Annotated in this window: 14 protein-coding genes; 8 read left to right on the top strand and 6 right to left on the bottom strand. The window is 59.8% G+C overall.

Features of this window, described 5'->3' with window-relative positions:
* Nucleotides 1-42: 42 nt before the first annotated feature.
* Complete coding sequence (gene yedE, locus ACJ8QF_RS20130) at nt 43-1257, top strand: selenium metabolism membrane protein YedE/FdhT (RefSeq protein ID WP_325962623.1); 1215 nt, start codon at nt 43-45, stop codon at nt 1255-1257.
* Complete coding sequence (yedF, locus tag ACJ8QF_RS20125; RefSeq protein WP_004933486.1) at nt 1254-1493, top strand: sulfurtransferase-like selenium metabolism protein YedF; 240 nt, start codon at nt 1254-1256, stop codon at nt 1491-1493. Before yedE ends, yedF begins: the two co-directional genes overlap by 4 nt.
* A 37-nt stretch (nt 1494-1530) precedes the next feature.
* Here the strand turns inward: yedF and ACJ8QF_RS20120 are convergent, their stop codons facing one another.
* On the bottom strand, nt 1531-2544 hold the full coding sequence (locus ACJ8QF_RS20120; RefSeq protein WP_033633542.1) for a luciferase-like monooxygenase: 1014 nt from the start codon (nt 2542-2544) through the stop codon (nt 1531-1533).
* 231 nt (nt 2545-2775) lie between these two features.
* Here ACJ8QF_RS20120 and ACJ8QF_RS20115 point away from each other — a divergent pair, with 231 nt between their 5' ends.
* The 4 genes from ACJ8QF_RS20115 to ACJ8QF_RS20100 all read left to right on the top strand — a co-directional run bounded on the left by ACJ8QF_RS20115 (nt 2776) and on the right by ACJ8QF_RS20100 (nt 6461).
* A complete protein-coding gene (locus tag ACJ8QF_RS20115) occupies nt 2776-3747 on the top strand; it encodes an HlyD family secretion protein (protein WP_004933479.1) in 972 nt (323 codons plus the stop codon).
* On the top strand, nt 3729-4883 hold the full coding sequence (locus tag ACJ8QF_RS20110) for an ABC transporter permease (protein ID WP_015376418.1): 1155 nt from the start codon (nt 3729-3731) through the stop codon (nt 4881-4883). The genes ACJ8QF_RS20115 and ACJ8QF_RS20110 overlap by 19 nt, the downstream gene beginning before the upstream one ends.
* A complete protein-coding gene (locus tag ACJ8QF_RS20105; RefSeq protein ID WP_004933474.1) occupies nt 4880-6019 on the top strand; it encodes an ABC transporter permease in 1140 nt (379 codons plus the stop codon). The genes ACJ8QF_RS20110 and ACJ8QF_RS20105 overlap by 4 nt, the downstream gene beginning before the upstream one ends.
* A 109-nt stretch (nt 6020-6128) precedes the next feature.
* Nucleotides 6129-6461: a hypothetical protein gene (locus tag ACJ8QF_RS20100; RefSeq protein WP_325962624.1), complete on the top strand. Its 333-nt coding sequence runs from the start codon at nt 6129-6131 to the stop codon at nt 6459-6461.
* Nucleotides 6462-6856: 395 nt separating this feature from the next.
* On the opposite strand, the gene ACJ8QF_RS20095 is transcribed toward ACJ8QF_RS20100, so the two are convergent.
* Both ACJ8QF_RS20095 and ubiU read right to left on the bottom strand, forming a co-directional pair.
* Complete coding sequence (locus ACJ8QF_RS20095) at nt 6857-7735, bottom strand: U32 family peptidase (protein ID WP_442537801.1); 879 nt, start codon at nt 7733-7735, stop codon at nt 6857-6859.
* A gap of 11 nt (nt 7736-7746) precedes the next feature.
* Entirely contained in the window at nt 7747-8742 is a 996-nt protein-coding gene (gene ubiU, locus ACJ8QF_RS20090; RefSeq protein WP_033631633.1) for a ubiquinone anaerobic biosynthesis protein UbiU, read from the bottom strand.
* Nucleotides 8743-9000: 258 nt separating this feature from the next.
* On the opposite strand from ubiU, the gene ubiT reads away from it, so the two are divergent.
* Together ubiT and ACJ8QF_RS20080 are read left to right on the top strand one after the other, a co-directional pair.
* A complete protein-coding gene (gene ubiT, locus ACJ8QF_RS20085) occupies nt 9001-9522 on the top strand; it encodes a ubiquinone anaerobic biosynthesis accessory factor UbiT (protein ID WP_039567957.1) in 522 nt (173 codons plus the stop codon).
* Nucleotides 9516-10019, top strand: coding sequence for a GNAT family N-acetyltransferase (locus tag ACJ8QF_RS20080; protein ID WP_154870204.1), 504 nt, complete (start codon nt 9516-9518; stop codon nt 10017-10019). The genes ubiT and ACJ8QF_RS20080 overlap by 7 nt, the downstream gene beginning before the upstream one ends.
* Here ACJ8QF_RS20080 and ACJ8QF_RS20075 read toward each other — a convergent pair.
* The 3 genes from ACJ8QF_RS20075 to potE all read right to left on the bottom strand — a co-directional run bounded on the left by ACJ8QF_RS20075 (nt 10006) and on the right by potE (nt 12777).
* On the bottom strand, nt 10006-10302 hold the full coding sequence (locus ACJ8QF_RS20075) for a GIY-YIG nuclease family protein (RefSeq protein ID WP_154870273.1): 297 nt from the start codon (nt 10300-10302) through the stop codon (nt 10006-10008). The genes ACJ8QF_RS20080 and ACJ8QF_RS20075 overlap by 14 nt on opposite strands.
* 136 nt (nt 10303-10438) lie before the next feature.
* Complete coding sequence (locus ACJ8QF_RS20070) at nt 10439-10957, bottom strand: nuclear transport factor 2 family protein (protein WP_004933453.1); 519 nt, start codon at nt 10955-10957, stop codon at nt 10439-10441.
* A gap of 503 nt (nt 10958-11460) precedes the next feature.
* Complete coding sequence (potE, locus tag ACJ8QF_RS20065) at nt 11461-12777, bottom strand: putrescine-ornithine antiporter (RefSeq protein WP_028127578.1); 1317 nt, start codon at nt 12775-12777, stop codon at nt 11461-11463.
* Nucleotides 12778-12821: the final 44 nt, after the last annotated feature.

The following is a 12821-nucleotide window of genomic DNA, read 5'->3' as shown; positions in this document are numbered from 1 at the left end:
TCATAAGGTTTTTTCTTACGGATGATATGCACGGGAGATGCCATGAGTTGGCAGCAGTTTAAATCTCAATACCTGGTGCGCTTTTGGGCGCCGCTGCCGGCGGTGATCGCCGCCGGGATCCTTTCTACCTACTACTTCGGCATGACCGGCACCTTCTGGGCGGTGACCGGCGAGTTCACCCGCTGGGGCGGCCATGTGCTGCAGTGGTTCGGCCTGCACCCCGAGCAATGGGGCTATTTCAAGGTCATCGGTTTGCAGGGCACGCCGCTGGAGCGCATCGACGGGCGCATGATCATCGGCATGTTCGCCGGCTGCATCGCCGCCGCGCTGTGGGCCAACAACATCAAACTGCGTCAGCCGCAGCACCGCATTCGCATCATGCAGGCGCTGCTGGGCGGCATCATAGCCGGCTTCGGCGCGCGCCTGGCGATGGGTTGCAACCTGGCGGCGTTCTTCACCGGCATTCCGCAGTTTTCGCTGCACGCCTGGTTCTTCGCGCTGGCGACCGCCGCCGGCTCCTACTTCGGCGCCAAATTCACGCTGCTGCCGATGTTCCGCATTCCGGTCAAATTGCAAAAGGTGAAGGCCGCCGCGCCGCTGACGCAGAAGCCTGAGCAGGCGCGCCGTCGCTTCCGGTTGGGGATGGCGATCTTCGGCCTGGCGGTGGCCTGGTCGTTGTGGACGCTGTTCGATGCGCCGAAGCTCGGCATCGCCATGCTGTTCGGCATCGGCTTTGGCCTGCTGATCGAGCGCGCGCAGATCTGCTTCACTTCGGCGTTCCGCGATCTGTGGATCACCGGCCGCACCCACATGGCGAAAGCCATCATCATCGGCATGGCGGTGAGCGCCATCGGCATCTTCAGCTATGTGCAGCTCGGCGTGGCGCCGAAGATCATGTGGGCCGGCCCGAATGCGGTGCTGGGCGGTTTGCTGTTCGGCTTCGGCATCGTGCTGGCCGGCGGCTGCGAGACCGGTTGGATGTACCGCGCCGTGGAAGGGCAGGTGCATTACTGGTGGGTGGGGCTGGGCAACATCATCGGCGCTACGCTGCTGGCCTATTACTGGGACGACCTGGCGCCGGCGCTGGCGACCGACTACGACAAGATCAACCTGCTCGATACCTTCGGCCCGATCGGCGGCCTGCTGGTGACTTACCTGCTGCTGGCGCTGGCCTTCGCCGCCATGCTGTGGTGGGAGAAACGCTTTTTCCGCGCCCGGCCTGAGGCGCAGGTGGTGAATTTGAGGAGCATGCCATGAAAGAGACGACGATAGTGCCGGACTACCGGCTGGACATGCTGGGTGAGCCTTGCCCGTACCCGGCGGTGGCGACGCTGGAGGCGATGCCGCAGCTGAAGCCGGGGGAGATCCTGGAGGTGATCAGTGATTGCCCGCAGTCGATCAACAACATCCCGCTCGATGCGCGCAACCACGGCTACAAGGTGTTGGATATCCAGCAGGACGGGCCGACCATCCGCTATCTGATCCAGCGTTAACGCCGAGGCGGTGGGGTTCCCACCGCCTTTTCGCTTTTTAGCCCTTCACGATGTCGCCCTTCACGCCGGCGACGATCTCGAACGAACGCAGCCGCGCCTGATGATCGAAGATCTGGCCGTTGACCATGATCTCGTCGGCATCGGTTTCACGCAGCAGCGTTTGCAGCCCGTGACGCACCGTTTTTTCATCGCCGACGATCGACATCCGCAGCGCCTGTTCGACGCCGTACTGCTCGCCGGCGGTCCACAGCGCGTGGATGTTATCCACCGGCGGCGGCAGCGGGCCGGGCGAACCGCGGCGAAGATTGATGAACTGCTGCTGCATCGAGCTGAACAGGAAGCGCGCGTCGCGGTCGCTGTCGGCGGCGATCACGTTGACGCACACCATGGCGTGCGGCTGCGCCAGCTGTTTGGAGGGTTTGAAGTTCTCGCGGTACAGCTGCAGCGCCTGGAACAGCATATCCGGAGCGAAGTGCGAAGCGAAGGCGAACGGCAGGCCGAGCTGCGCCGCCAGCTGTGCGCTGTAGAGGCTGGAGCCGAGCAGCCAGAGCGGCACATGCAGCCCCTGGCCCGGCACCGCCTGCACCGGCTGGCCGGGCTGCGCGTCGCAGAAATAGTTTTGCAGCTCCTGCACGTCGCGCGGGAAGGTATCCACATCGCCGGACAGGTGGCGGCGCAGCGCCATCATGGTGCGTTGATCGGTGCCGGGCGCGCGGCCCAGCCCCAGATCGATGCGGCCGGGGTAGAGCGATTCCAGCGTGCCGAACTGTTCAGCGATCACCAGCGGCGCATGGTTCGGCAGCATTACGCCGCCGGAGCCGAGGCGAATGCTCTGGGTGCCGGCGGCCAGATAGCCCAGCAGCACCGAGGTGGCGGCGCTGCCGATGCCGGTCATATTGTGGTGCTCGGCCAGCCAGTAGCGCTGGTAGCCCCAGCGTTCGGCGTGTTGCGCCAGATCCAGCGAACAGTGGAAAGCGTCGCGCGCCTTGGCCCCTTGCGGGATTGGCGATAAATCCAGTACCGAAAGCGGTACGGCAGTGTGTTCAGTCATGACATCGTCCATCAGAGAGTGGATCGCTTAAAGGGCGATTGCAGGAATCTGCATACTAAAAGGCCGAAAAAAGATGCTTTTTAGTGTTAAAAGCATAATCCAATTTATAGTTATAAAAGAGGAGATATGTGCTTGTGATATCCTCATGAGTGCAATGGTGTTTTTTGGAGCAATTTGAGACATGGAAATGATGATCCCCGCCCGCCGCTTACCGTTCCGGGAGCCGATATAATGAAAAAAAAGACGCTGTTTACCCTGTTGCTGATGATGGTGGCGATCGCATTGGCGATCCTGTTCCGCGCGCACAATCAGGATCTGTTACTGCAGGGTGAAGTGGATGCCCCCGAAGTGATCGTCGCATCCAAGGCGAAAGGCCGGGTTGTTGAACGCCTGATCGAACGCGGCGATGACGTGAAAAGCGGCCAGCTGATCATCCAACTCGACAGCCCCGAACTGATGGCGCAGCTGCGTTCCGCGCAGGCGACGCGCGACGAGGCCAAAGCGCAGCTCGAGCTGTCGCTGCACGGCACCCGTGAAGAGAGCATCCGCAACCTGCGCGCCAACCTGGCGCAGGCCGAGGCGCAGTACCGCAATGCGCAAAACGACTACAACCGTAACCTGAGCGTGGCCGGCAAGGGCTATATCTCGAAGTCCGAGCTGGACGCTTCGCGCCGGTCGCGCGACACCGCCTTCCAGCAGGTGCAGGCCGCCAAGGCCAACCTGGATGAAGGCATCAACGGCGACCGCGTCGAGCAGCGGCAGCAATATGCGGCGGCGCTGCGGGCGGCGGAAGAGAACCTGCTGCAGATCCAGGCGCAGAGCGATGATCTGCAGGTGAAAGCGCCGGTGGACGGCGAAGTGGGGCCGATCCCGGCCGAAGTGGGCGAATTGCTGAACGCCGGCAGCCCGCTGGTGACGTTGATCCGGGTGCCGGACGCTTACTTCGTGTTTAACCTGCGTGAAGACATCCTGGCCCACGTGCGCAAAGGCGACAAGGTCAAGCTGCGGGTGCCGGCGCTGAAGGACAAAATGATCGACACCGAGGTGCGTTACATCGCGCCGCTGGGGGATTACGCCACCAAACGCGCCACCCGCGCCACCGGCGACTTCGACCTGAAAACCTTCGAAGTGCGCCTGTATCCGTCACAGCCGGTGGACGGCCTGCGTCCGGGGATGAGCACCTTATGGCAATGGAAAGAGTAAGGGCCGGCTGGCGCTGCTTCAGTCACGCGTTCGACAAAGAGTGTCGCGTCGCCTTTCGCAGCCCGGTGGTGCACTGGCTGAGCTGGATCTTTCCGCTGATCCTGTTTGCGCTGATCAGCAGCAACTTCTCCGAAGGCACGCTGCTCGATCTGCCGGTCTCGGTGGTGGACAGCGATCACAGCCCGCTGTCCAAATCGCTGACGCGCCGGCTGGACGCCGGGTCGCACGCCCACGTCGAGGCATACGGCGGCGGGCTGCCGGAGTCACTGAGCCGCCTGCGCAGCGCGCAGGATTACGCGTTGCTGTATATCCCACCGGACTTTGAGGCCAATGCGCTGTCGGGCAAACAGCCGAGCGTGGTGATGTACTACAACGCGCTGTTTTACGGCGCCGGGCTGTACTCCACCCAGGACTTCGGCGGCCTGATGAACGAAATCAACGCCAGCACCCGCAGCATCATCGCCACCGAGATGGGCAAAACGTTGCCGCCGCTGGCGGACGTGACGCTCTCCTACGGCAGCCTGTTCAACGCCAGCGGCAGCTATATCTATTACCAGCAGTTCGCCGCCACCATCCACCTGCTGCAGCTGTTCGCGGTGACCTGCATGATCTATGTGCTGGCGCGCAGCAAGTCGCTGCTGCAGGCCAAGCCGTTCAGCCTGGCGCTGCTCGGCAAGCTGGCGCCGTACACGCTGTGTTTCACCACCCTGCTGATGGTGGAGATCGCGGCGCTGGTGGGCATCTTTGACGCCCGCGTCAGCGGCAACCCGCTGTTTATGCTGATGATCGGCCTGTTCTATGTGATGGCGGCGCAGAGCATCGGCCTGCTGCTGTACACCTTTACCGGCAGCACCATCACCGCCTACAGCCTGATCGGTATTTTGGTCAGTATTGCAATGACCTTCTCCGGCATGGCGGTGCCTGAGCTGTCGATGCCGCTGCCGGCGCGCATCATTTCCAACATCGAACCGCTGACCCACGCGCTGTACGCGATGTTTGACGTGTTCCTGCGGCAGGTGCACGCCAGCGCCATCTTCAGCGTGTGCGCGCTGCTGGCGGTCTATCCGCTGGTGGCCGCGTTGCTGGTGCGCAATCGCCTGCCGGCGCGGCTGGCAAAAGAGGGGAGTGCCGGATGAAGCTCTATTGGCAAACCTTCGTTAAGGTGCTGCTCGGCATGCTGGAGCGGCCGGTGTGGCTGATGCTGATCCTGTCGCTGTGCATCATGAGCCTGGTGTACGCCAACCGCACGGTGTGGGATCTGCCGGTGGGCGTGATCGATCAGGATCACAGCACCGCCAGCCGGCAGCTGATCCGCCAACTGGACGCTACCTCTAAGATCGCGATTGAAACCTACGACAGCCTGGAACAGGCGCAGCGCGATCTCAGCTGGCGCAAGCTGTTTGCGGTGATCATCATGCCGGTGGATCTGGAGAAGAAGATCCTCAGCGGGCAGAACATCGTGGTGCCGATGTACGGCGACGCCACCAACCGCCTGGCCAATGGCCAGATCCAGCAGGACGTGGTGGCGGCCTATCAGCAGCTGCTGACGCAATACAACAACGGGCTGCTGCTGCGCAGCGGCTTCAGCGAACGGCAGGCGCAGATACTGCTGACGCCGATACTGGGGCAAACGCTGGACGTGTTCAATCCCGGCATCAGCTTTGCGGCGATCATCTTCCCCGGCCTGCTGGTGATGCTGTTGCAGCACTCGCTGCTGATCGCCTGTATCCGCGTCAATATCGCCATGAAGAGCATGCCCGGCGGCAAGGCGCCGCTGGCGGCGCATCTCGGCGGGCTGACGGCGCTGCTGCCGATCTGGCTGTTCCTGTCGATCGTGTTGTTCGTGCTGTGGCCGTGGGTATTGGGCTATAGGCAGACGGCGAACATCGCCGAACTGCTGCTGCTGACCTTCCCGTTCCTGCTGGCGGTATTGGGGCTGGGCAAGCTGGTGACAGAATGTCTGCGCAGCGTCGAGATGATCTACCTGACGCTGGCGTTCATCACCACGCCGATCTTCTACCTGTCCGGCACTATCTGGCCGCTGCAGTCGATGCCGGCCTGGGTGCGCGCCATCTCGTACAGCATTCCCTCCACCTGGGGCACCAAGGCGATCGCCGGCGTCAACCAGATGGGGCTGTCGCTGAATGAGGTGTGGGGCGACGTCGCCATGATGCTGGTGCTCGGCGTGGTCTATACCCTGCTGGGCTTCGGCGTCGGTTTCTTGCGCAACAGCGTGGCGCTGCGCGGGATGTTCAGGAAACGGCGGGCGTAGGGGATAAATAAAGGCGCCATTTTCGGCGCCTTTATTATTTCGTATTATTGATATGTTTAAGGTGATTTATTTAGCGGGACGTCTACTCTTATTTTTAATTTGATCTGTTATGTTGATTTTGGTAATTGTAATTGCTTGCCTGCTTAGGGAATTAATGGTTGGCGTTAACTTTATCTATAACATGTTATTTAAAGGATGGAATAATATGTCAACAATAAGATCGCTTGATTTTGATGAGATGAAATTGATTGGCGGTTGTGGCGATGGAAATAACGGCGGCGATCGTGACAGGCCAAGCAGAGGTGCGTCAAACTCTTGTGCCAATCAGGTTGGAATGGGCATTATCATTGGCGCATTTACCGGTTTTTCCGGCGGCCCGCCAGGGATGATGGGTATGGCGGTTGCCGGTGGCTTAATGGGGGGCGGTCTCTTGCGCAGATAACAGCCCTGCCGGGAATAATAAGAATAACGGTGGTGCCTTGGGTGGGAATAAAAACGCCAATAGCGTTAATGGGCAATGTCGCTGGTGATGAGTAAATCGCTTTTAGAGTGTCAAAAATAGAGGGTGGGTTATGGTTAACAGACGTCTTTTAAACCCGCTGTGTAATATGATTGCGCTAACGTTGAGTATGTTACTTGTCTCGTTCTCCTCACTGAGTATTATTTCATACGGAGAACATTTGGTAGATGCGGCCATCGCGGTTTTCACTTATTTTGGTATCAGAAGCTGCTGCCTGATGTGTGTAAGTTTATTCCATTGGTTCCACGGTGGAGATGAGCGCATTAATCTTGATAAATAAACAGTGCCGGCAGCGCCCGCCGCCGGCACTGTCCTCGTTAAGACACCAACTCTAGCCCCGCCACCCGGCGCCAGTAGCCGTTGCAGTCGGCGTGGTCGGTCAAGGCCAGCGGCTGCTCACCGCGCTCGTTGGCGCGGAAGGTGTCGATCTGCGCCAGCGTCTCGGCGCCCTGCGGCGACAGCCGCACGATGTCCACCAGCCCCTGCATGCTCGGCAGCTCGTTGCCGAGGTTGTAGCAGTAACCGCTCATGGTCTGGATGCCGTTGAGCACGAACACCTGCTGTTGCTCCTGCGAGCGCATCATGCGGCCCTGCGGATATTTGATGCAGCAGGTTTCGCACTCGTCCTTGCCGCGGTTCTCCGAGCGGGCGGTGAAGCAGCGCGCCGAATAGGCCAGCGGCAGATGGCCGTAGCTCAGCACCTCCACCTCGAAATCGTGGCGGAAGCCCAGCTCGTCGCACTGCGTCAGCAGGTTGGCCAGCCAATCGCGCGACAGTTCGACCGGCATGCACCAGCGCATCATGCCCTGGCGGCGCAGCAGGCGCAGGGTATAGGCGTTGTAGCAGTTCAGCGCATGGCCGGCGACGAATGGCAGACCGCGTTCCGCCGCCATGTTCACCGCGCCCAGATCGTTGGCTTCAAACAGGAACTCGCCGTTTTCCACATAGCGTTTCAGCTCATTCAGCTCGGACGGCGCCTGCAGCAGCGCCAGCGTGGAGAGCACCACCTGTTTGCCGCTGTGGGCGATCTCGCGCGCCAGCGCCAGCCAATCGCCGACCTTCATCTCGCGCCGCTTGGTGCAGACGCTCTCGCCGAGGTAAATGATGTCGGCGCTGCTCTCCGCTGCCTGCTGATAGAACGCCGCGATGTCGTTTTTCGGCCAATAGTAGAGTACCGGCCCCAGTGCGTATTTCATGTTTCCTCCGGCTACTGCCATTTGCGGTGATAGGCGCCCAGCGTGGTCTGGGTGCCTTCGGACATCGCGCCCAGCGTCTCCATCCAGGCGGCGTCGGCGCGGTAGGCGGCGGGATTGGCCTGGCAACGGTCGATCGCCTGGCGCCAGACGCGCGCCACCTGGCTGACGTAAGCCGGGCTGCGCTGGCGGCCTTCGATCTTCACCGAGGCGATGTTGGCGGCCAGCAGCTCCGGCAGCAGCTCCAGCGTATTGAGGCTGGTGGGCTCTTCCAGCGCGTGGTAGCGCACGTCGTCCACCAGATAGCGGCCCTTGCACAGCGTCGGGTAACCGGCGTTTTCGTGGTCCTGGTAGCGGTCGATCAGCACGTCGTTCAGGCGCGACTCCATGCCCTGCGGGGTTTGCTGCCAGCGCACGAAGCGCGCCGGCGAGCAGGCGCCGACGGTGTTCGGCGACTCGCCGGTCAGGTAGGAGGAGAGGTAGCAGCGCCCCTCGGCCATGATGCACAGGCTGCCGAAGGCGAACACTTCCAGCGGCACCGGGCTGGTGCGCGCCAGCTGTTTCACCTGGTGCATCGACAGCACGCGCGGCAGCACCACCCGGCCCACTTCGAAGTTGCGTTGGTAGAAACGGATCGCCTCTTCGTTGGTGGCGGAGGCCTGCACCGAAACGTGGCGCTCCAGCTGCGGGTAGCGCTGGGCGGCGTATTCCAGCATCGCCAGATCCGCCAGAATCAGCGCGTCGGCGCCCAGCTGGGCAGCCATATCCACCGCGCGCTGCCAGCGGGCGTAGCCGTCGGGATGGGCAAAGGTGTTGATGGCGATATGCAGTTTGCGGCCGTGGCGATGCACGTAATCGACCGCTTCCTGCAGCTTTTTCTCGGTGAAGTTAAGGCCGGCGAAGTGGCGCGCGTTGGTATCGTCTTTCAGACCGATGTAAACGGCGTCGGCGCCGTTATCCACCGCGGCCTTCAGGGCCGGCAGGTTGCCGGCGGGACAAAGCAGCTCCATAGATTTATCCTGGCTTAGCCGTGCGCCCGGCCGGGCGCACGCTGTCTTTAAAGATTGCCGGCGGCGGTGTTCTGCCGGCAAACGCGAATCGGGGAGGCCATTTTAGGCAAAGGGGCGCACACAGGTTTTGATTTGGGGCAGCTTATGGCGTATTGATAAACATGGCGGTGAAATGCACTATTTGTTGATATAGACCGCTGAAGCCGCGCGCCAGTGTGGCAAAATAGCGGTAGTCCGTATTGAAAGGAGTGGATGACCGTGTTGGAACAACTACGAGCACGTCTTGTGCGCCAGGGGCCGTCGCTGCTGCGCATCCCGCTGAAATTCACGCCGTTCGCCCTGCAGCGCCAGCTGCTGCAGCAGGTGCTGAGCTGGCAGTTCCGCCAGGCATTGGCGGATGGCGATCTGGAATTTCTCGAATCGCGCTGGTTAAAGATCGAAGTTCGCGATCTGGCGCTACAATGGTTTATGACGGTAGAAAACGACAAACTGGTGGTCAGCCAGCACGCCGAAGCGGACGTCAGCTTCAGCGGCGACGCCAACGATCTGATCCTGATCGCGGCGCGCAAGCAAGATCCGGATACGCTGTTCTTTCAGCGTCGGCTGCAGATTGAAGGGGATACCGAATTGGGCCTGTATGTGAAAAATTTGATGGACGCCATCGAGCTGGAAAGCATGCCTGCGCCGCTGCGCATGGGGCTGCTGCAGTTGGCTGATTTTGTCGAAGCAGGGCTGCAGGAGGGCACGGCGTCGGCTTCCCGTGTGGCGGTATCATGCTGATCCGCGTAGAGATCCCGGTAGACGCGGCGGGCATCGATGCCTTGCTGCGCCGCGCCTTTGGCCGCGACGACGAAGCCGATCTGGTGCAGCAGCTGCGCGAAGACGGCCTGCTGACGCTGGGCGTGGTCGCCACTGACGACGAAGGCGGGGTAGTGGGTTACGCCGCGTTCAGCCCGGTAGACGTGGCCGGCGAAGACCGCCAATGGGTGGCGCTGGCGCCACTGGCGGTAGACGAAAGCCTGCGCCGTCAGGGGCTGGCTGAAAAGCTGGTGTACGAAGGCTTGGATTCGCTGAACGAATTCAGCTACGCCGCGGTGGTGGTGCTGGGCGATCCGGCCTATTACGGCCGCTTCGGTTTCAAACCGGCCGCCGCCTATGGTCTGAATTGTCGCTGGCCGAACACGGAAAGCGCATTCCAGGTGTATCCGCTGGCGGAAGACGCCCTGAATGGCGTCAGCGGCGAAGTGGCTTTTTCGGCGCCGTTTAATCGCTTTTAACGACCGGCAATAGATACTCCAACGACAGCGGCGGGTGATTCACCAGCCGCTCTTTTTGTATTTTGCTCAGCTGTTTGACGCGGTATTCCAGCTTCAGCGCCGTTGAGCGATCCCCCACCTGGCAGTGAAACGCCAGCGTCAGCTCCCCTTTACCGCGCAGCGCCTTGGCGCCTTTGCCGGCTTGATGTTGCGCCAGGCGGCGCGCCACGTCGGTGGTGATGCCGGTATACAGCATGCCGCTCGGTAAACGCAGCATATAGAGATACCAGTGGGGTAAGTCCATCATTGGGGTCCTGTGCAAGGGTAGAGATGACATCAGGCCGCCATAGCTAAGCGCGGCATCTCTATTTTGTCACGATTTAACGATGGATTTCACCACTGGCGGAACGGTTTGTTTATTCCGTCTTGACGATAAGGGATTATTTTACACCCACGGTAAATTTGTTTTCCTCCCCTTTATGATGCTGAATTGTCCACTCGCCACTGACGCGGAATGAAGCCGCGGAAGCATAGGTGTCTTCCATAAACTGGAAATAAACGATTTTTCCGTCTTTGACCTGCGCTTTTATTGCGAAAGGAGAGGTGAACTGATGGCCTAACGCTACTGAGGTATAGGTGAATTGACCAAATACGGCCACGGTGCCTCCGTCGGCAAGAATGTCACCGATCGTGAAGTCGTTTATTTCCCAGTAAGTTCCGACATTTGAAAAGGTATCGATGTAAACCTGTCGCCCTTGAGAAGTGCCCGCCCAGGGCTCGATCTGTTTGAGCTCTTTGTTTTCAAAGTTCAGGGAAGTATAAACCGCGTTTTCATCGATAAGACGCATGGCGGCATTGGTGACGTCTTCCTTTGCCGTGTTCATCAAGAATGCATAAACCACATCTTTTGGCAGTTGAGTCTCTTCTGCTTTCACAATGAGTTTTTCATTGTTTTTCATATAAACCTCGTCACGTGACTTCCGGGGTGAATAATTGGCCGTTTATTCCGATGATGATCCGGTGATTGGTTGTAAATCAACGGTGATCATAGCACCGCCGGAAAGCAGAGCAGATGATAGAAAGTGCTTAGGCGTTCGGGAAATAAAGTCCCTGCAAAACGGCATTAATCATCATAACGACATATTAAATAAGGGGTTTTATTCATGGTAAAGGCGTTGGCGCACATGGGATGACGAAGCGAGAACGCTGTTTTAAATGGATTTATATAAGCGGTATCAATGATGTTTTGATGATTTTTATTTATGAATGGCGGTAGTGAACAGGAATTATGCTTGGTGGCTTGGATTTACTGATAATAAAGCCCGAGAGTAAGAAAGAGAGTGAGTCATTCCAGTCACTAGAGCGGCGTGGGCGACAGAGAGCGTCGGCTGGCCAGGGTTGCGATGAGGTGATATTGCGCCCCATCACAATCCCACCCCCCGGCCGCCGGTGCCCTACCGCTTTACCCCTTTTTTCCCGCCAGCTCAAAGCGCGGCGAGACGATGCCGTACAGCGTCCAGCCGAGGAAGGTGGCGATGGCGCCCCACATCATCGCTTCCTCACCGGAGCTGTAAAGCGCATAGAAGCTGTACAGCGCGCCGATGCCGGCGATGATATTGGCGATGCGCGCCTTGTTGTCCGGCACCTTCGCCACTTTCTGAATAATGACCAACGCCGCCATCGACAGGATGTACGGGATGATGTTGGTCACCACCGCCAGGTTCACCAGCACGTTGAACTGCTTGTTCAACGATGGGCTGATGGTCATCAGCGACAAACCGCTCTGGATGACGACGATGGTCAGCATGCCTTTAACCGGCGCGTCGGCCTTGCTCAGCTTGGAGAAGATTTTCGGGAAGAAGCCGCTGTCGGCGGAGGATTTGAACACCTGCGCGATGGTGAACTGCCAACCGAGCAGCGAGCCGACGCAGGACATCACCATCAATGCCATGATGATCTTGCCGACCGTCGGGTTGAACATGTGGGAGAACGCCAGCCCGAACGGGGCGGTGGAGTTGGCCAGATCCATGTTCGGCACGATGCCGGCGATCACGTTGGTCGAAACGATATAGATCACCGCCGCGCTGAGGGTGCCGCCCAGTACGGCGATCGGCACGTTGCGCTCCGGGTTTTCCACCACGTCGGTGTTGGCGCAGGCGGATTCCAGCCCCAGGAATGCCCACAAGGTCATCGAGATCGAGGCGCCGATGGCTTCGAAGGTCGGCACCTGATGCGGGTTCCAGGCGGCGACGTAGGCGCTGCCGCTGAACCAGTACCAGCCGATGACCGAGATGCCCACCACCGGAATGATCACGCCCCAGACGGTGATGCCGCTGATTTTGCCGGTAATGCGCGCACCGCCGAAGTTGGCGACGGTCGCAAGCCACAGCACGCCGATGGTGGCGATACAGATCCCGAGCGGGCTGAGCGTAGCGCCAAACAGCTCGGTGCCGTAGCCGACGGCGGAAATGGCGATGGCGATGTTGGCGATCAGCAGCGAAACGCCATAGGTGTAGTTCGCCATAAAGTTGCCTGATTTACCGAAGGCGTATTCAGCGTAGCCGCCCATGCCGCCGGATTTACGGCTGAACATGCCGCATTTGGCGAAGGCGTAGGCCAGCGCCATCGAGCCGACGGCGGTCACCAGCCAGGAAACGATCGAAATCGTGCCCACTTCGGCCAGCTTGGTCGGCAGCATAATTATGCCGGAACCCATCATGTTCACGGCGGTCAGGATCGTTAATTGCACGACCCCCATTTTATTATTGGACTTACTCATGATCATTTTCTCTTTTAGGATGCGATCCGGGCGGCGAGAATAAT

This window comes from Serratia sp. CY81684 (genome assembly GCF_052166595.1).
Lineage (GTDB): Bacteria > Pseudomonadota > Gammaproteobacteria > Enterobacterales > Enterobacteriaceae > Serratia > Serratia nematodiphila.
Note: the sequence above shows the minus strand (reverse complement) of the source record. Positions and strands in the feature narration are given on the sequence as shown.